Source organism: Stenotrophomonas sp. WZN-1 (genome assembly GCF_002192255.1).
GTDB lineage: Bacteria > Pseudomonadota > Gammaproteobacteria > Xanthomonadales > Xanthomonadaceae > Stenotrophomonas.
In genome coordinates this window covers 2,143,040-2,160,815 of the sequence record NZ_CP021768.1, presented here as the reverse complement: position 1 = coordinate 2,160,815, position 17,776 = coordinate 2,143,040, and the positions used below count along the sequence as shown (strand labels likewise).

At 66.6% G+C, this 17,776-nt stretch carries 18 protein-coding genes; 15 read left to right on the top strand and 3 right to left on the bottom strand.

From position 1 onward, the window contains the following. Window positions 1–27 precede the first annotated feature (27 nt). The 3 genes from CCR98_RS10190 to flgA all read right to left on the bottom strand — a co-directional run bounded on the left by CCR98_RS10190 (window position 28) and on the right by flgA (window position 1,400). A complete protein-coding gene (locus tag CCR98_RS10190) occupies window positions 28–366 on the bottom strand; it encodes a FlgN family protein (protein WP_014037132.1) in 339 nt (112 codons plus the stop codon). Further along, the gene (flgM, locus tag CCR98_RS10185) at window positions 363–668 is read right to left on the bottom strand and encodes a flagellar biosynthesis anti-sigma factor FlgM (RefSeq protein ID WP_014647067.1); all 306 of its coding nucleotides are present in this window, start codon (window positions 666–668) and stop codon (window positions 363–365) included. Before flgM ends, CCR98_RS10190 begins: the two co-directional genes overlap by 4 nt. 75 nt (window positions 669–743) lie before the next feature. Next, complete coding sequence (gene flgA, locus CCR98_RS10180) at window positions 744–1,400, bottom strand: flagellar basal body P-ring formation chaperone FlgA (protein WP_087922496.1); 657 nt, start codon at window positions 1,398–1,400, stop codon at window positions 744–746. A gap of 129 nt (window positions 1,401–1,529) precedes the next feature. On the opposite strand from flgA, the gene CCR98_RS10175 reads away from it, so the two are divergent. From CCR98_RS10175 to CCR98_RS10105, 15 genes are all read left to right on the top strand, one after another. Next, window positions 1,530–2,474: a chemotaxis protein gene (locus CCR98_RS10175; RefSeq protein WP_014037130.1), complete on the top strand. Its 945-nt coding sequence runs from the start codon at window positions 1,530–1,532 to the stop codon at window positions 2,472–2,474. Window positions 2,475–2,592: 118 nt separating this feature from the next. Next, window positions 2,593–2,988, top strand: coding sequence for a flagellar basal body rod protein FlgB (gene flgB / locus CCR98_RS10170; RefSeq protein ID WP_005409576.1), 396 nt, complete (start codon window positions 2,593–2,595; stop codon window positions 2,986–2,988). Window positions 2,989–2,991: 3 nt separating this feature from the next. Beyond that, complete coding sequence (flgC, locus tag CCR98_RS10165; protein ID WP_087922495.1) at window positions 2,992–3,399, top strand: flagellar basal body rod protein FlgC; 408 nt, start codon at window positions 2,992–2,994, stop codon at window positions 3,397–3,399. A gap of 23 nt (window positions 3,400–3,422) precedes the next feature. Continuing rightward, complete coding sequence (locus tag CCR98_RS10160; RefSeq protein WP_087922494.1) at window positions 3,423–4,106, top strand: flagellar hook capping FlgD N-terminal domain-containing protein; 684 nt, start codon at window positions 3,423–3,425, stop codon at window positions 4,104–4,106. 32 nt (window positions 4,107–4,138) lie between these two features. Next, the gene (flgE, locus tag CCR98_RS10155) at window positions 4,139–5,362 is read left to right on the top strand and encodes a flagellar hook protein FlgE (RefSeq protein WP_087922493.1); all 1,224 of its coding nucleotides are present in this window, start codon (window positions 4,139–4,141) and stop codon (window positions 5,360–5,362) included. Window positions 5,363–5,394: 32 nt separating this feature from the next. Continuing rightward, window positions 5,395–6,144, top strand: a complete 750-nt coding sequence (locus CCR98_RS10150) for a flagellar basal body rod protein FlgF (RefSeq protein ID WP_087922492.1) — start codon at window positions 5,395–5,397, stop codon at window positions 6,142–6,144. A gap of 103 nt (window positions 6,145–6,247) precedes the next feature. Continuing rightward, window positions 6,248–7,033: a flagellar basal-body rod protein FlgG gene (gene flgG, locus CCR98_RS10145; protein WP_087922491.1), complete on the top strand. Its 786-nt coding sequence runs from the start codon at window positions 6,248–6,250 to the stop codon at window positions 7,031–7,033. Between the two features lie 22 nt (window positions 7,034–7,055). Next, entirely contained in the window at window positions 7,056–7,748 is a 693-nt protein-coding gene (flgH, locus tag CCR98_RS10140) for a flagellar basal body L-ring protein FlgH (protein WP_087922490.1), read from the top strand. Between the two features lie 2 nt (window positions 7,749–7,750). Beyond that, window positions 7,751–8,887, top strand: coding sequence for a flagellar basal body P-ring protein FlgI (locus tag CCR98_RS10135; RefSeq protein ID WP_087922489.1), 1,137 nt, complete (start codon window positions 7,751–7,753; stop codon window positions 8,885–8,887). A 1-nt stretch (window position 8,888) separates the two neighbouring features. Beyond that, a complete protein-coding gene (flgJ, locus tag CCR98_RS10130) occupies window positions 8,889–10,088 on the top strand; it encodes a flagellar assembly peptidoglycan hydrolase FlgJ (protein ID WP_087922488.1) in 1,200 nt (399 codons plus the stop codon). Window positions 10,089–10,096: 8 nt separating this feature from the next. Then, complete coding sequence (gene flgK / locus CCR98_RS10125; protein ID WP_087922487.1) at window positions 10,097–11,977, top strand: flagellar hook-associated protein FlgK; 1,881 nt, start codon at window positions 10,097–10,099, stop codon at window positions 11,975–11,977. Further along, window positions 11,974–13,176, top strand: a complete 1,203-nt coding sequence (gene flgL, locus CCR98_RS10120) for a flagellar hook-associated protein FlgL (protein WP_087922486.1) — start codon at window positions 11,974–11,976, stop codon at window positions 13,174–13,176. The genes flgK and flgL overlap by 4 nt, the downstream gene beginning before the upstream one ends. A gap of 416 nt (window positions 13,177–13,592) precedes the next feature. Then, window positions 13,593–14,813 (top strand): flagellin, encoded by a 1,221-nt coding sequence (locus CCR98_RS10115; RefSeq protein WP_014037121.1) that lies wholly within the window; start codon window positions 13,593–13,595, stop codon window positions 14,811–14,813. A gap of 72 nt (window positions 14,814–14,885) precedes the next feature. Further along, window positions 14,886–16,076, top strand: a complete 1,191-nt coding sequence (locus tag CCR98_RS10110) for a flagellin (RefSeq protein WP_087922485.1) — start codon at window positions 14,886–14,888, stop codon at window positions 16,074–16,076. An 86-nt stretch (window positions 16,077–16,162) separates the two neighbouring features. Next, the gene (locus tag CCR98_RS10105; RefSeq protein WP_049442739.1) at window positions 16,163–17,341 is read left to right on the top strand and encodes a flagellin; all 1,179 of its coding nucleotides are present in this window, start codon (window positions 16,163–16,165) and stop codon (window positions 17,339–17,341) included. Window positions 17,342–17,776 lie beyond the last annotated feature (435 nt).

Here is a 17,776-nt window from a genome sequence, read left to right as displayed (position 1 = left end):
GGGAGGCGTTGTGCGACCGCCGTCGCGTCAGGCGACGGCGAGTGGCCGGCCGATGCTGACCGTGTGCGACTGGCCCTTGGCATCGTAGGCCGAGGCGTCTTCGGTGCGGCCGAGCTGGCGCAGCGCCCAGTTCACCTCGCGGCGGCGGCGCGACAGCAGCACGCCGTTGGCGCGGTTGCGCTCGGCCAGTTCCTGCAGCTGTTCGCCCTCGCCCACCGGCGGCGCGCCTTCCAGCGCACGCAGCGCTTCCAGCTTGGCCCCGGTGGCCCGGATCAGGGCGTGCACGTCGTGCTCGACCAGGGCCTGGCGCTCAACGTCCAGGGCCTGGGCGAGACGCTGCAGCGGCTCGCTCATCGCCGCAGTCATCCGTGCAGCTGCTGGTCCAGATCGAGCATGCGCGATGCGATCGCGTCCGGATTGATCTTGTAGGTGCCGTTCTGCAGCGACTCGCGCACGGCCGCCACACGCTGGGCGTCGATCGCCGGGGCGGTGGTCAGCTCACGCTCGATGGCCTGCAGATTGGTGGCCTCGCCGGTCAGGCGCAGGCTGTCGGCCGCCTCGACCGGGCGCGCCGCCGCATCGGTGCTGACGCCGGGCTTGCTGGCCGGGGTCGTCACGCTGCGCAGTGCCTGGGGGACCTGCAGGTTGCCGTCGATTTTCTGGCTCATGGGGTGTCCTGGAGTTGCCGTTCACAAGGGATAACGGCCGCAGGGCCGTGATCTTTAGGGATATTTTGCGGTAATTCAACGCGCCACGATTACGTCACCTGCGGCATCGACCGTGCCCTGCACGATCCGCCGCGAGGACAGGTTCTCGACCGAAACCCGTTCGTTCTCACCGGCATCACCCATCGCACGGCCAGCAATGCGGACCTCGACCGAGCCGCGACGCGACACCAGGGCCACATTGTCTCCTCGCTTGATGAGACGCTGAACCACCAGATCGTTGTTCGACAGCAGGGCTCCAGCCTGCAACGGACGGCGGGCGATGCGGCCAATCGCCGCATTGGGATCGGACAGCACCGCGCCAGCAATCCGGGCGGCGTCACGCTGGGCAGTGGTGATATCGGCGGCAGTGAGGGTTTCTCCAGTACCGATTCCACGGTTGAGCACCAGCACGGTCTGGTTGCGTCGTACCTTCACCGGCACGAACAGGCGCCAGCCGCCCGCATCGGGACAGCTGACCTCCACCGTGGTGTTGGCGGTGGGTTGCACCTGCAACGCGCTGCCACATTTCGGCAGGCGCAGCGCATCGGCCACCTGTGCCTCACCTTCACTGCCGGCCGGCAGCGTCGACAGCGCCGCGGCGCGGATGCTGGCCACCGGCTGCCAGTCCGCAGCGGCCGCCCACGGCGCGGCCATGCCGAGCACGATGGCGAATAGGGATGTGACCCGGCGCATGGCGCCTCCTTCAATGGGCATGACCTGGCCCAGGTGCGTGCAAGGGGTGTGCCAGAGCAGAGCAGTCGAGCGTGGCTGGTCTCGACAAAAACGCTCAAGTTCCGCACCCACCACGCCGATACAGCAGCCATGTCCCATGACCTGCTCAACCGGATCGACCAGCGAACCCGACTGGCCGGCCACAACCGCCTGGCGCTGCTGCTGTTCCGTCTCGGCGGACGTCAGCTTTTTGGCGTCAATGTCTTCAAGGTGCAGGAAGTCCTGCGGCGCCCGGAGCTGTTCCAGGTGCCCGGCCTGCCCAGCCAGTTCTCCGGCGTGGCCGACGTGCGCGGCCGCTCGGTGCCAGTACTGGACCTGGGCCTGGCGATCGGCCACCCCGAGCGCGAACCCGATGCGGACACCTCGCCGGGCTACCTGGTCGTCACCGAGTTCAACCGCTCGATCCAGGGCTTCCTGGTCAGTGGCGTCGAACGCATCGTCAACATCGCGGTGGAAGACATTCACCCGCCGCCGGAGCTGGGCGCCGAGTCGAGCTACCTGACTGCGGTCACCCGCTTCCAGGGTGAGCTGATCCAGGTAATCGACGTTGAGAGCGTGCTGGCCGATATCGCGCAGGTGCGCGGTGAAGCGGTACTCGACCCGGCGATGGCCATGCCCGCCGACGGCCCGCAACTGCAGGTGCTGGTGGTGGACGACTCGCGCGTGGCCCGCCAGCAGATCCGCAGCGTGCTGGACCAGCTGGGCGTGGGTGCCACCCTGCTTTCCGACGGCAAGCAGGCGCTGGACCATCTGCTGCAGGTCCACGCCTCGGGCGAGAACCCGGCCGAGCGCTATGCCATGGTCATCTCGGACATCGAGATGCCGGCCATGGATGGCTACACGCTGACGACGGAAATCCGGCGCCATCCGGGCCTGGCCGGCCTGTACGTGCTGCTGCACACCTCGCTGTCGGGCGTCTTCAACAACGCCATGGTCGAGCGCGTCGGCGCCAATGCCTTCGTCGCCAAGTACTCGCCGCACGAACTGGCCGATTTCGTGCTGGACCGCCTGCGCAAGGTGGCGCTGGCGGCGTAAGGCCGGCCGCGGGGTCGGAACCCGGAACGGGCTCCGACCCCGCATCGCAACGTGTCGACCCCACGCCTTTGGCACACCCCTTGCAGCTTCCCGGGCAACGTTCCCGTGGGAGTGCACCGTGCGCAACCTGATTACCGACTACCTGGGCGTCCACGCCCAGGCCATGCCGTTGCGCGAACAGCGGATGAAGCTGATCGCCAGCAACCTCGGCAATGCCGACACGCCCGGCTACAAGGCCCAGGACCTGGACTTCGATGCCGCCCTGCGCCACGCCCAGGGGCAGGATGCCAACGGCCTGATGGCCACCACCCATGAGCAGCACTACGAGATCAGTAGTGGCCTGAACCCGTTCCAGATCGCGCGCGAAGGCGTGCAGCCCAGCCTGGACGGCAACACCGTCGACCCCGATGCCGAGCGTGCCGCCTATGGTCGCGCCGCACTGGAATACCGCGCCTCGCTCAGCTTCGTCGAGAGCAAGGTGCGTTCCATGCTGACCGCGATCACGGGGCAATAAGCCATGAGCAACCTGCCGATCTTCGATATCGCCGGCTCCGCGCTGCAGGCGCAGTCGGTGCGCATGAGCACCATCGCCTCCAACCTCTCCAACGCCGACACCGTCGCCGGTTCCGCCGACGCCGTGTACAAGCCGCTGGAACCGATTTTCCAGGCCGTCACCAGCAGGAACGATCCGAACATCACCTCGGTGAAGGTGAAGGAGATCAGCCAGAGCGAGGCCGCGCCGATCAAGCGCTACGAGCCGGGTCATCCGCTGGCCGACGCCGATGGCTACATCTACCAGCCCGACGTCGATCCGGTGGCGCAGATGGTCAACCTGATCTCGACCTCGCGCAATTACCAGGCCGGCGTGGAGATGTTGACCACCGCCAAGGAACTGGCCCTGGCCACCCTGACCATGGGCCGCTGAGGCCCGCAGCACCGGACACCGCCATGACCACCGCCGTCAACAACCAGACCAGCCAGGACGTCTATTCCGCGCTGGGCCTGAATGCCCCCAACAGCAATGCCACGAAAAAGAAGAACACGCTTGACCAGGCCGACTTCCTGCGCCTGATGACCGAGCAGCTGCAGCACCAGGATCCGCTGAAGCCGATGGACAACACGCAGATGGTCGCGCAGATGGCGCAGATGTCCACTGTGCAAGGCATCACCGATCTGAACAAGACGGTGAAGGGCTTCCAGGAATCGATGGCCAGCGACCAGGTGCTGCGTGGTGCGGCGCTGGTCGGCCACCAGGTGCTGGTGCCTTCGGAAAAACTGGTGCTGGAGAAGGAAGGCAGCGTTGAAGGGACGGTGGCCGCGCCGTCGGCCGGCATCATCACCGTGGACATCACCGATGCCAACGGCGCCAAGGTCACCTCGCTGAGCGTGGAGGCCAAGGCCGCCGGCGAAACCGCCTTCCAGTGGGACGGCAAGGATGCCAACGGCAAGCGCATGGAACCGGGCAAGTATTCCATCGTCGCCAACCACGTCGACACCGCTGGCAAGAGCACCAAGCTGTCCACCTACGTGCAGGCGCCGGTGGAAAGCGTGACCGTCGGTTCCGACGGCCTGTACCTGAACCTCAAGGGCCTGGGCACGGCCCCGATCGACTACGTGCTCCGCGTCAGCTGAGCCGCACATTCCGCATCAACCAGGAGCATCCCATGGGCTTCAATGTCTCGCTGTCCGGCATCAATGCCGCCAACACCGACCTGAGCGTCACCGCCAACAACGTCGCCAACGTCAACACCACCGGCTTCAAGCAGTCGCGCGCGGAGTTCGCCGACCTGTTCGCTTCGACCAGCTACGGCCTGTCGAAGAACCAGACCGGCTCGGGCGTGCGCGTTTCCAACGTCGCCCAGCAGTTCATCCAGGGCCACAACGAGCAGACCGGGCGCAGCCTGGACATGGCCATTTCCGGTGAAGGCTTCTTCACCATGAACATGAACGGTTCGCGCGTGTACTCGCGTGCCGGCAACTTCCAGACCGACTCGGCCGGTTACGTGGTCAATCCGCAGGGTGCACGCCTGCAGGTGTTCGCACCGAATGCCGATGGCACCAACTTCGATGCCGGCCGCCTGGTCGACCTGCAGCTGCTGACCACCGACAGCCCGCCGAAGCAGACCAGCGAAGTGAAGGTTGGCTTCACCCTGCCGGCCAACGCCAAGCAACCGACGGTGGCGACCTTCGACCCGACCGATTCGAACAGCTACAACCACTCCAGCGGTGGCATCACCGTGTACGACTCGCTGGGCGTGAGCCACATCCAGGTCTCGTACTTCGTGAAGGGCGCCAACCCCAACGAGTGGACTGTGCGCAACTACGTCGATGGCCAGCCGGCAGGCGCACCCACCCCGGTCACCTTCGACAACAGCGGCAAGCTGGTCGCACCGGCCGACGGCAAGGTCAGCCTCGGCACCTTCACCCCGACCACCGGTGCCGGCCAGTTGAACATGACGCTGGATATCAGTGGCTCGACCCAGTACGGCGAGAAGTTCGCGCTGCGCAACACCCAGCAGGACGGCTACGCCGCGGGCAAACTCAACGAAGTGACCGTGTCCGAATCCGGCGTGGTCTACGCCCGCTATTCCAACGGCGACGACAAGCCGCTGGGCCAGGTCGCACTGACCACCTTCAACAACACGCAGGGCCTGGAATCGAAGGGCAACAACCTGTGGGTGGAGACCTTCGAATCGGGCACGCCGCGCACCGGCATGCCGGACACCTCCAACCTCGGCAAGATCCAGGCCGGCTCGCTGGAAGCGTCCACCGTCGATCTCACCGAGCAGCTGGTCAACATGATCACCGCGCAGCGCAACTTCCAGGCCAACGCGCAGATGATCACCACCCAGGACCAGATCACCCAGACCGTCATCAACATCCGTTGATGAGCGGCTGACCCTGTCACGGAACTCCCCGCATGGATAAAGCCCTTTACGTGGCGATGACCGGTGCCCGCGCCTCCCTGCAGGCGCAGGGAACGCTCAGCCACAACCTCGCCAACTCGGACACCCCTGGCTTCAAGGAAGCGCTGGCCAACACCGAAGCCTTCCCGATCAAGGGCCCGGGCTTTGCCTCGCGGGTGGATGCGCTGCACGTCGACGCCGGCTTCAACCGCCGGCCCGGCGCGCAGCACATCACCGGCAAGCCGCTGGACCTTGCCCTGCAGAGCGGCACCTGGCTGGCGGTGCAGGCCAGCGACGGCAGCGAAGCGTACACGCGCGGCGCGGCGCTGTCGGTGACACCCAACGGCCAGCTGGTGACCTCCGGCGGCCGCACGGTACTGGATGACAACAACAACCCGATCGCCATTCCCCCCTACCAGGCGATGGAGATCGGCGGCGACGGCACGATCTCGATCATCCCGCAGGGCGAAGGCCCGCAGACGATGGCGCAGATCGGCCGGATCAAGGTGGTGCAGGCGCCGGACGAGCGCCTCGAGCGTGGCCTGGATGGCCTGTTCCGCAACACCGACCCGCGCCAGCCGTTCGCCCCGGCGCAGGGCACCGCCGTGCACAGCGGCCAGCTGGAAGGCAGCAACGTCGACGCCGCCGGCGCACTGGTGCAGATGATCCAGCTGCAGCGCCAGTACGAAATGCAGGTGCAGGTGATCAAGCACGGCGACGACAACGCGCGCAGTGCCAACAGCCTGCTGCGCCTGGGCAGCTGACGGAATTCCGGCGCCGCCCGGGCGCGGCGCTGGCACACCGCTTGCACACCCGTTACCAAGGGCCGCATCGCGCGGCCGGCTTCACCCAGACAGGACACCGAAGATGAACCAGGCATTGTGGATCGCGAAAACCGGACTGGATGCGCAGCAGATGCGCATGTCGGTGGTTTCCAACAACCTCGCCAACACCAACACCACCGGCTTCAAGCAGGACCGTGCCAGCTTCGAGGACCTGCTGTACCAGCAGGTGCGCCAGCCCGGCGGCTCTTCGTCGGCGCAGACCCAGCTGCCGACCGGCCTGCAGCTGGGTACCGGTGTGCGCGTGGTCGCCACCGCCAAGAATTTCGAACAGGGTGGCCAGCAGCAGACCGGCCGCGCGCTGGACGTGATGGTCAACGGCCGCGGCTTCTTCGAAGTGCAGATGCCGGATGGCAGCTCGGCCTATACCCGTGATGGCTCGTTCAAGATCAACCAGGACAGCGAGCTGGTCACCAACAGCGGCTACCCGGTGCAGCCGGGCATCCAGATTCCCGAGGGCGCGCAGTCGGTCACCATCGGCAGCGACGGCACCATCAGCGTGAAGATGGCCGACGACGCCGCATCGGTGGAAGTGGGCGCGCTGACCCTGACCGACTTCGTGAACCCGGCCGGCCTGCAGGCACGCGGCGAGAACCTGTTCCTGGAAACCACCGCATCGGGCCCGGCGCAGAACGGCAACCCCGGACTGAACGGCCTCGGCACCGTGGTACAGGGTGCGCTGGAAGGCAGCAACGTCAATGTGGTCGAAGAGCTGGTGTCGATGATCGAAACCCAGCGCGCCTACGAGATGAATGCCAAGGCGATCTCCACCACCGACTCGATGCTCGGCTACCTCAACAACAAGATCTGACCGGCCCAACCGGGAACCCGCCATGTCGCCCTTCTTCAAACTCACCCGCACTGCCCTTGCCTGCGTCGTGCCCGCCCTGCTCGGTGGCTGCGTGATCGCGGGCGACGTGCGCCCCTATCCGGCGATGGCGCCGATCCAGCCGATCATGCCGCCGCAGGCCGCGCCGACCGCCGGCGCGATCTACGCCGCCGGCCCGACCCTGCAGCTGTACTCGGACCGCCGCGCGCGCGACGTCGGCGACCTGCTGACCATCACCCTGCTGGAAAACACCACCGCGCAGACCAGTGCCAACACCGCCACCAACAAGGAATCCAACCTGAGCCTGGGCACCCCGTCCATCCTCGGCGCCCCGGTCACCCTGGGCGGTAAGGACATCCTGAGTGCCACGGCCAAGGGCGCGCGTGACTTCACCGGCAAGGGCAACAGCGCGCAGAGCAACCGCCTGCAGGGCAACGTCACGGTCACGGTGATCCAGCGCCTGCCCAACGGCAACCTGGTGGTACAGGGGCAGAAGAACCTGCGGCTGAACCAGGGCGATGAACTGGTGCAGGTGCAGGGCATCGTGCGCCCCGGTGACATCAGCCAGGACAACACCATTCCTTCCAGCCGCGTAGCCGAAGCCCGCATCGTCTATGGCGGCCGCGGCCCGGTCGCGCAGTCCAACGCAATGGGCTGGCTGAGCCGCTTCTTCAACTCCGGCCTGACGCCGTTCTGAGCATGGCCATGAAACTCTTCCTCTCTTCTTCCTGGCAGCGCCGCGTGGCGTCGTTCGTCACACTGATGCTGCTGGCAATGGCAGCCCCGGCCAGCGCCGAACGCATCAAGGACCTGGCCCAGGTCGGTGGCGTGCGCGGCAATGCACTGGTGGGCTACGGCCTGGTGGTCGGCCTGGACGGCAGCGGCGACCGCACCAGCCAGGCACCCTTCACCGTGCAGAGCCTGAAGAACCTGCTCGGCGAGCTGGGCGTGAACGTGCCGGCGAACGTCAATCCGCAGCTGAAGAACGTGGCGGCCGTGGCGATCCATGCCGAGCTGCCGCCGTTCGCCAAGCCGGGCCAGCCGATCGACATCACCGTGTCCTCGATCGGCAACGCGGTGTCACTGCGTGGCGGTTCGCTGCTGATGGCCCCGCTGCGCGGCGCCGACGGCCAGATCTATGCCATCGCGCAGGGCAACCTGATCGTCGGCGGCTTTGGCGCGCAGGGCAAGGATGGCTCGCGCGTCTCGGTGAACGTGCCCAGCGTCGGCCGCATTCCCAATGGCGCCACCGTTGAACGCGCCCTGCCCGATCCGCTCGCCAATGGCGGCGACATCACCCTGAACCTGCACAACAACGATTTCACCACCGTTTCGCGCATGGTCGCCGCGCTCAACAACGCGTTCGGCGAAGGCGCTGCGCGTGCGGTTGACGGCGTGACCGTAGCCGTCACTGCGCCCACCGATCCGGGCGCACGCATCGGCCTGCTGGCGCGCATCGAGAACCTGGAGCTGACCCCGGGCAGCGCGCCGGCCAAGGTGGTGGTCAATTCGCGCACCGGCACCGTGGTCATCGGCCAGCAGGTGCGGGTCGGCCCGGCCGCCATCTCGCATGGTTCGCTGACGGTGACGATCCAGGAAAACACCAACGTCAGCCAGCCCAATGCCCTGTCCGGCGGCCGTACCGTGGCCAGCCCGCAGTCGACCATTACCGCCACCAACGATGGCAGCCGCATGTTCAAGTTCAGCGGCGGCACCACCCTGGACGAGATCGTGCACGCGGTGAACGCCGTGGGCGCGGCACCGGGCGACCTGATCGCGATCCTGGAAGCCCTGAAGCAGGCCGGTGCACTGAGCGCCGAGCTCGAGGTGATCTGACATGCGCATCAATCCCGCATTTGATCTGCACCCGGCGCAGCAGAACGACCCGGCCAGGATCGACAAGGTCGCGCGCCAGCTGGAAGGCCAGTTCGCACAGATGCTGGTCAAGAGCATGCGCGATGCCAGCTTCGGCGACTCGCTGTTTCCCGGCGAGAACAAGATGTTCCGCGACATGTACGACCAGAAGATCGCCGAGGCGATGACCCGAGGCAAGGGTCTGGGCCTGTCCGGCATGATCACCCGCCAGCTGTCCGGCCAGGCCGCCGAAGGCCCGGCCCTGGATACCCGTGTGGATGCGGCCAAGGCCAGTCGTGCCTACCAGCTCAACGCACCGGCCAAGCCCGCCCCGTCGCTGCCACTGGAAGATGGCAGCCAGGCCGTGCGCATGCTGCAGCAGATGGCGGCCGGTGCACAGCACGGCGCACAGGCCGTGGTTGCGCCGATGGAACAGGCGCTGGACCTGATCGCCGGGCGCGAAAGCAGCAGCCTGCACCGCTCGCTGGGCACCGAAGATCCGTACATCGGCAGCCTGCAGGGCAATGACTGGGCGGCCAGCAACGACCAGTGGTCCGCAACGGCCAGCAATCGCGGTACGGCGATCAACCCGGCTGATGCGATGGCCACCCGTACCGCCGTGGCCCAGCTCGGCGAGCATACCCCGGAGGGCTTCGTCGCCAGCATCTGGCAGCACGCGCAGAGCGCGGCCAGGGAACTGGGCGTGGACGCCCGTGCGCTCGTCGCCCAGGCCGCACTGGAAACCGGCTGGGGCAAGCGGCACATCAAGCATGCCGACGGCAGCACCTCGCACAATCTGTTCGGCATCAAGGCCAATGGCTGGAACGGCCAGCGCGCCACGGCCGGCACCCATGAGTATGTGGACGGTGTGCGCCGCAACGAGACCGCCAGCTTCCGCGCCTACAGTTCGCCGGCCGAAAGCTTCGCCGACTACGTGCGCCTGCTGAAGACCAGCCCGCGCTACCAGCAGGCCCTGCAGGCCGGCACCGATGTGCAGGGCTTCGCCCGTGGCCTGCAGCGCGCCGGCTATGCCACCGACCCGCGCTACGCCGCCAAGATCGCCGCGATCGCCGGTGGCCCGACCATCGAGCGCGCCGTCGCCGCCGTGGCCGACGCCGGCTCGCGCCTTGGCCAGACCTTCGCCAGCACCGCGACCGCGGCGCTGGGTATCACTCGTCGTTGAGGAACACCATGTCCAGCGTACTTTCCACCGGTACCGGTGCCCTGCTCGCCTTCCAGCGTGCGTTGGCGACCACCAGCCACAACGTGGCCAACCTCAATACGCCCGGCTACAGCCGGCAGAAGGTCAACTTCGCCACCGCCGATCCACAGAACTACGGCTATGGCACGGTCGGCAACGGGACCCGCATCACCGACATCCGTCGCACCGCCGACCAGCTGGCGATCTCCCGCCTGCTGGACAGCAGCGGTGAACTGGCGCGCCTGAAGCAGCTATCGGGCATGGCCGACCGGGTCAATGCCCTGTTCTCCGATGCGGCAACCAACGTGGCCGGCGTCTGGTCGAACTTCTTCGATTCGGTCAGCGGACTGTCGTCCAACGCGGCCGGCACCGCCGACCGCCAGAACATGCTCGACGGCGGCAAGGCCCTGGCCAACCGCTTCGTGCAGCTCAACACGCACCTGAACAACCTCAACAGCGAGGTCAACAACGGCCTGCTGGCCGGTGCCACCGAGGTCAACCGCCTGGCGCAGGAAATCGCGCAGATCAACGGCGCCATCGGCACCAACATCGCCTCTGCCGCACCCGACCTGCTCGACCGCCGCGACCAGCTGATCACCCAGCTGATCGGCTACACCGGTGGCACGGCGGTGATCCAGGACGGCGGCATCATGAATGTCTACACCGCCGGCGGCAACGCGCTGGTGGTGGGTACCACGGCGACCAAGGTCACCACCGTGGCCGATCCGTACCAGCCCGAGCGCCTGCAGCTGGCACTGGAGACCCAGGGCAACACCATCCGCCTCGATCCGAAGGCCGTCGGCGGCCAGATCGGCGGCCTTCTGGAGTTCCGCGACACCGTGCTGACCCCTGCCCAGGCTGAACTCGGCAAGCTGGCGGTGGGCCTGGCCGAAAGCTTCAACCAGGCACACCACCAGGGCGTCGACCTGTATGGCCAGATGGGCGGCGACTTCTTCAACATCGGCAATCCGCGTGTCACCGCCAACAACAGCAATGCCGGCACCGCCAGCCTCAGCGCAACCTATGGCGACCTGGGCAAGCTGGATGCGCAGAACGTGGTGCTGCAGTTCGATGGCACCAACTGGAAGGCCAGCCGCGCCGACACCGGCGCCAGCATTCCGCTGACCGGCACCGGCACCGCCGCTGATCCGCTGGTGATCAACGGCGTCAAGCTGGTCGTCGGCGGTACGCCGGCTGCAAATGACCGCTTCCTGCTGCAGCCGACCGCCGGCGTGGCCGGCAGCCTGGAAATGGCGATCACCGACCCCTCGCGCATCGCCGCCGCTGCAGCGGTGAAGGGCGCGGCCGCCACCGCCAATACCGGTACCGGCAAGCTGAGCGGCGTCACCGTCACCGATTCGACCAACGCCAACCTGCGCAATCCGTCGGCGATCGTGTTCACCTCGGCCACCACCTACACCATCGACGGTGGCCCGCCGCAGACCTACACGCCCGGCCAGACCATCAGTGCCAACGGCTGGAGCTTCGTGCTGGACGGTGCACCGAAGGTGGGCGATACCTTCAACATCACCCCGACTCCGGCCGGTTCGTCGGACAACAGCAACGCCTCCAAGCTGGCCAAGGTGGAAAGCGCGAAGGCGTTCAACGCCGGAACGGTGACACTGAACGGCGCGCTGGGGGGCCTGACCACGCAGGTCGGTGCCGCCGCCCGTTCGGCCGAGTACTCGCTCGACGCGCAGCTGGTGATCAATGACAAGGCGCAGGAAGCCCGCGATGAAGTATCCGGTGTGAACCTGGACGAGGAAGCCGCCGACATGCTGCGTCTGCAGCAGGCCTACCAGGCCGCCTCGCAGCTGATCTCCACCGCCGACAGCATGTTCCAGACCATCCTGGGAGCCGTCCGCCGATGAGCAGCCGTATCTCCACCAGCATGATGTTCAACCAGTCGGTGTCGCTGATGATGGCCAAGCAGGCCAAGCTCAGCCATCTGGAGCAGCAGATCGCCACCGGCAGCAAGATCGTCAGCGCCAAGGACGATCCGGTTGCCGCCGGTACTGCGGTCGGCCTTGACCGCAGCCTTGCCGCGCTGGACCGCATGAAGCTCAACGCCGGCAACGTGCAGAACCGCTTGGGCGTGCAGGAAAACACCCTGGCCCAGGTCAACGACCTGATGGCACGCGTCAACGATCTGACCATCCAGGCCAGCAATCCAGCGCTGAGCGCGGCCGACAAGAAGACACTGATCACCGAGGTCAACCAGATCCGCGACGGCCTGCTGTCGCTGGCCAACGCCGACGACGGCACCGGCCGCTACGTGTTCGGCGGCACCAACGATGGCGACCCGCCGTTTGCCAAGATCAACGGCAAGGTGGTCTACCGCGGTGACCAGACACAGCGCCAGATCGAAGTCGGCCCCGATACCTATGTGCGCGATGCCCTGCCAGGCAGCGAGATCTTCATGCGCATTCCCACCGGCGATGGCTTCGTTGACGGCAGCGCCGCAGCCGGCAACACCGGCAACGGCGTGCTGACCAACGTCACCCGCGATGGCAGCGACAGCTGGAACGGCCAGGGCTTCAGCGTCCGTTTCACCACCGGCAACCAGTACGAGGTGGTGGATGGCGCAGGCAACGTGACCGGCACCGGCACCTACAAGGCCGGCGACGATCTGGAAGTGAACGGTGTGCGCCTGCGCATCACGGGCGCACCGGCGGCGGGCGACAGCTTCAGCGTACAGGCCGCCAGCAGCCGCGACATCTTCGCCACCATGGACAACCTGGTGGCAGCGCTGGGTGCCGACACCGGCACCACCGCGCAGATGACCGCGCAGCAGAACCAGCTGCAGAGTGCACTGCGCGACGTGGCACGCGCCTCCGAGCGGATGATCGATTCGCGCGCTGCCGGTGGTGCGCAGTTGAAGGCATTGGACAACGCGGCCGACATGCGCGAGGCCAATGGCGTGACCCTGAAGACCACGCTGTCGCAGATGCGCGACCTGGATTACGCCGATGCGCTGAGCCAGTACCAGCTGCAGAGCACCGCGCTGCAGGCGGCACAGACGATCTTCTCGCAGATGCAGTCGATGTCGCTGTTCAACAAGCTCCGCTGACGCTTCCCAAGCGCCACCCTCTGAAGGCCGCGATGCCCTGCATCGCGGCCTTTTTCGTTTCTGCGTGCCCATTCCATCGCGCGCCGGGCGTGGCCCGGCGCTACCGGAAAGGTGCCCCGGCGCATTTTCCGTGATTTCCCATCAAGCCCGGCCCTGCCCCGCCGATACCCTCATCAGCGCTGGTTGGGCATGCCCAACCGCCCCTTCCGGGGTCGCCTTCACGCCCGACCAAGGCTGAAAAACCCCGGGAAAACAGCCTCCGGCAACGAATTCTGGCTCCAGCGGAATTCACGGCTAAAGGTTGTTGACAAAGCGCCGTTATTCATTTGGCAACGGCGAAGCACACAGCCACACAAAAAAACAGGCGGCGCTTCGTTTCATTCACCAACGGGTTCCATATAAGAGGAGACGACCCCATGGCACAGGTAATCAACACCAATACGATGTCGCTCAACGCTCAGCGCAACCTGAGCACCAGCGGCAGCTCGCTCGCTACCACCATCCAGCGCCTCTCGTCCGGCCTGCGCATCAACAGCGCGAAGGACGACGCGGCCGGCCTGGCCATCAGCGAGCGCTTCACCACCCAGATCCGTGGCTTGGACGTGGCCATCCGCAACGCCAACGACGGTATCTCGCTGGCCCAGGTCGCCGAGGGTTCGCTGAATGAAGTCGGCAACAACCTGCAGCGCATCCGCGAACTGGGTGTGCAGGCTTCCAATGCCACCAACTCGGCCAGCGACCGCAAGGCCCTGCAGGCTGAAGTGACCCAGCTGGTCAGCGAGATCGACCGCGTCGCCAAGCAGGCCGACTTCAACGGCACCAAGCTGCTGGACGGCAGCTTCACCAGCCAGCTGTTCCAGGTGGGCGCCAACGCCGGTCAGGCCATCGCCATCAACAGCGTGGTCAACGCCAAGGCGGATTCGCTGGGCGCGGCCACCTTCGCCAACGGCTACACCGGCACCAGCCTGGCAGCGGCCGACAAGGCCACCGCCGACACCACCTACTCCGGCCTGCAGGTCTCGGTAACCCCGCCGGGCGGCACCGCCACCACGGTCACCATCAGCGACTTCACGGTGAAGGCCGGCGAGTCGATCACCTCGGCCACCGCGGCGGCGATCAACAACAAGCTGGGTGAAACCGGCGTGGTTGCCTCGGTCAATGCCGGCGTCGTCAGCCTGGCCTCGGTCAAGGATGGCCAGACCTTCGCCCTGGGTGTCAGCGCGGCGACTCCGCCGGCCGGCGCCACCGCCGCGACCATCGCCGGCCTGGGCCTGACCGAGACCAGCACCAACGGCGGCACCCTGACCGGTGCAGCGGCCAGTTTCGTCAAGGACCTGAACGTCACCACCGCCGAAGGAGCACAGAAGGCGATGTCGATCGTCGACAAGGCCCTGGAATCGGTCAACAGCGTCCGCGCCGACCTCGGTGCGATCCAGAACCGCTTCACCTCGGTGGTGGCCAACCTGCAGACCTCCTCGGAGAACCTGTCCGCATCGCGCAGCCGCATCCGCGATACCGACTTCGCCAAGGAAACCGCCGAACTGACCCGCACCCAGATCCTGCAGCAGGCCGGTACGGCCATGCTGGCCCAGGCCAACCAGGTACCGCAGAACGTGCTCAGCCTGTTGCAGCGCTGACATGAGCCGCCCCCGGGGCACGTCGGGGGCGTCTAACCCAACTCACGTGCAACCGCTCAAGGACCTCTCCTCATGGCACAAGTCATCAACACCAATACGATGTCGTTGAATGCTCAGCGTAACCTGAGCACCAGCGGCAGCTCGCTGGCTACCACCATCCAGCGCCTGTCCTCCGGTTCGCGCATCAACAGCGCCAAGGACGACGCCGCCGGCCTGGCGATCTCCGAGCGCTTCGGCACGCAGATCCGCGGTACCGACGTCGCCATCCGCAATGCCAACGACGGCATCTCGCTGGCCCAGGTCGCCGAAGGTTCGCTGACCGAAATCGGCAACAACCTGCAGCGCGTCCGCGAGCTGTCGGTGCAGGCCTCCAACGCCACCAACTCGGCCAGCGACCGCAAGGCACTGCAGGCCGAAGTGACCCAGCTGGTCTCGGAAATCGACCGCGTCGCCAAGCAGTCGGACTTCAACGGCACCAAGCTGCTGGACGGTTCGTTCTCCAGCCAGCTGTTCCAGGTCGGCGCCAACGCCGGCCAGGCCATCGCCATCGACAAGACCATCGATGCCAAGGCCAATGCCCTGGGCGGCGCCAGGTTCGACACCAACTCGCTGGCCCTCGCGGACCCGGGCACCAACGCTGATTTCAGCACCAGCGGCCTGTCCATCAACGGCGTGGCCATCGCCGACGTCTCGGTCAAGCAGGGCGCCGATGCTGCTGCTACCGGCAAGGCCTCGCGTGAAGCGCTGGTGACCGCGATCAACGCCAAGATCGGCGAGACCGGCGTCTACGCTGAAGTGAATGGCACCACCGGCGTGACCCTGACCTCGGTCAAGGACAGCACCAACGCCGACGGCTCCTTCAAGGCCATCACCGCGACCCCGGGCACCTGGACCGGTGCCACCGCGCCGACCTTCACCGCCACCACCGCTGCTACGGCTCCGGCTGCGAAGTACGCCAGCAACCTGGACGTCAGCACCGTGAAGGGCGCCCAGCAGGCGATGGAAATCGTCGACAAGGCCCTGGGTGCGATCAACAGCACCCGCGCCGACCTCGGTGCGGTCCAGAACCGCTTCACCTCGGTCGTGGCCAACCTGCAGACCTCGTCGGAGAACCTGTCGGCTTCGCGCAGCCGCATCAAGGACACCGACTTCGCCAAGGAAACCGCCGAACTGACCCGCACCCAGATCCTGCAGCAGGCCGGCACGGCCATGCTGGCCCAGGCCAACCAGGTGCCGCAGGGCGTGCTCAGCCTGCTGCGCTGATCCGCTCGCTGATCGACCTCCGGGCGCCGCATGACGCGGCGCCCGGATCCTGAAACACGTTCCACCTTCGCCAAAGGAAAAGCACCATGGCACAAGTCATCAACACCAACACCATGTCCCTGAATGCTCAGCGCAACCTGAGCACCAGCGGCAGCTCGCTGGCCACCACCATCCAGCGCCTGTCCTCCGGTTCGCGCATCAACAGCGCCAAGGACGACGCCGCCGGCCTGGCGATCTCCGAGCGCTTCGGCACGCAGATCCGCGGTACCGACGTCGCCATCCGCAATGCCAACGACGGTATCTCGCTGGCCCAGGTAGCAGAAGGTTCGCTGACCGAGATCGGCAACAACCTGCAGCGCGTCCGCGAGCTGTCGGTGCAGGCCTCCAACGCCACCAACTCGGCCAGCGACCGCAAGGCACTGCAGGCCGAAGTGACCCAGCTGGTCTCGGAAATCGACCGCGTTGCCAAGCAGTCGGACTTCAACGGCACCAAGCTGCTGGACGGCACCTTCTCCAGCCAGCTGTTCCAGGTTGGCGCCAATGCCGGCCAGGCCATCGCCATCGACAAGACCATCGATGCCAAGGCCGGCTCGCTGGGCACCTCGACCTTCGCCACCGGTGCGACCGCTGCCCTGGCCGCCAGCACCGACGGTGCCCGCTTCTCCGGCACCGTGATGGGTGTGGACATCGGCACGGTTGAAGTGAAGGCCGGCGCCACCACGGCGGATGCCTCCAAGGCCGTCGCCACCGCCATCAACGCCAAGATCGGCGAGGCCGGCATCTACGCCGAAGCCAATGCCGACGGCTCCTTGAAGCTGAGCTCGGTGAAGGAAGGCAAGGCTGTCGCCACCGCCGATATCGCCCTGATGCGCAGCGACTACGACGCGACCGCCAAGACCTGGGGCACCGCGGCGGCTGCGGGCGCCTACACCGCCGGCACCGACACCTCGGCCAACGTGCAGAAGCTGGACGTGAGCACCGTGCTCGGCGCCCAGCAGGCGCTGGAAGTGGTCGACAAGGCCCTGGGTGCGATCAACAGCACCCGCGCCGACCTCGGTGCGATCCAGAACCGCTTCACCTCGGTCGTGGCCAACCTGCAGACCTCGTCGGAAAACCTGTCGGCTTCGCGCAGCCGCATCAAGGACACCGACTTCGCCAAGGAAACCGCGGAGCTGACCCGCACCCAGATCCTGCAGCAGGCCGGTACGGCCATGCTGGCCCAGGCCAACCAGGTGCCGCAGGGCGTGCTCAGCCTGCTGCGCTGATCCACGGCAAGAAGGCGCCGCTACCGTCGGATCGAACCGACGGTAGCGGCAACCGGGAAACCACGATGCACGAAGGCGCGGGCCATGCCCGGCCCGGGATCACTCCCGAACCGGCTTGGCATCGCCCGCTCCTGCGGACCTCTCTTTCAGCGCTGTACCTTTGACTGTACGTACCGGGTGGCTTCGTCTCCCCCCGATTGTCAGTAGCCTGATCCCTCCCCTGCATTGGGGGAGGGCTTTTTGCAGACTCCCGGCAGCCCGCGGTGAACCTACCCGCACCTGCCCCAGCCCTCCTGCAACCTGCGTGCCAGAACCTGCGCCAGACCTCTGGCACGGCACATGCATCAACGAAGTCCTCAAGACCCAGCGGCGCAGGCCGCTATTTTCGTTGACGACGGGCCACCGCACGGCGGCCAGGCCCGGATACCAGGAGAA

Excerpts from the sequence above, each read along its gene's own strand:
- CCR98_RS10190 (WP_014037132.1), bottom strand. The coding sequence starts at position 366 with ATGACTGCGGCGATGAGCGAGCCGCTGCAGCGTCTCGCCCAGGCCCTG.
- flgM (WP_014647067.1), bottom strand. The coding sequence starts at position 668 with ATGAGCCAGAAAATCGACGGCAACCTGCAGGTCCCCCAGGCACTGCGC.
- flgA (WP_087922496.1), bottom strand. The coding sequence starts at position 1,400 with ATGCGCCGGGTCACATCCCTATTCGCCATCGTGCTCGGCATGGCCGCG.
- CCR98_RS10175 (WP_014037130.1), top strand. The coding sequence starts at position 1,530 with ATGTCCCATGACCTGCTCAACCGGATCGACCAGCGAACCCGACTGGCC.
- flgC (WP_087922495.1), top strand. The coding sequence starts at position 2,992 with ATGAGCAACCTGCCGATCTTCGATATCGCCGGCTCCGCGCTGCAGGCG.
- CCR98_RS10160 (WP_087922494.1), top strand. The coding sequence starts at position 3,423 with ATGACCACCGCCGTCAACAACCAGACCAGCCAGGACGTCTATTCCGCG.
- flgE (WP_087922493.1), top strand. The coding sequence starts at position 4,139 with ATGGGCTTCAATGTCTCGCTGTCCGGCATCAATGCCGCCAACACCGAC.
- CCR98_RS10150 (WP_087922492.1), top strand. The coding sequence starts at position 5,395 with ATGGATAAAGCCCTTTACGTGGCGATGACCGGTGCCCGCGCCTCCCTG.
- flgG (WP_087922491.1), top strand. The coding sequence starts at position 6,248 with ATGAACCAGGCATTGTGGATCGCGAAAACCGGACTGGATGCGCAGCAG.
- flgH (WP_087922490.1), top strand. The coding sequence starts at position 7,056 with ATGTCGCCCTTCTTCAAACTCACCCGCACTGCCCTTGCCTGCGTCGTG.
- CCR98_RS10135 (WP_087922489.1), top strand. The coding sequence starts at position 7,751 with ATGGCCATGAAACTCTTCCTCTCTTCTTCCTGGCAGCGCCGCGTGGCG.
- flgJ (WP_087922488.1), top strand. The coding sequence starts at position 8,889 with ATGCGCATCAATCCCGCATTTGATCTGCACCCGGCGCAGCAGAACGAC.
- flgK (WP_087922487.1), top strand. The coding sequence starts at position 10,097 with ATGTCCAGCGTACTTTCCACCGGTACCGGTGCCCTGCTCGCCTTCCAG.
- flgL (WP_087922486.1), top strand. The coding sequence starts at position 11,974 with ATGAGCAGCCGTATCTCCACCAGCATGATGTTCAACCAGTCGGTGTCG.
- CCR98_RS10115 (WP_014037121.1), top strand. The coding sequence starts at position 13,593 with ATGGCACAGGTAATCAACACCAATACGATGTCGCTCAACGCTCAGCGC.
- CCR98_RS10110 (WP_087922485.1), top strand. The coding sequence starts at position 14,886 with ATGGCACAAGTCATCAACACCAATACGATGTCGTTGAATGCTCAGCGT.
- CCR98_RS10105 (WP_049442739.1), top strand. The coding sequence starts at position 16,163 with ATGGCACAAGTCATCAACACCAACACCATGTCCCTGAATGCTCAGCGC.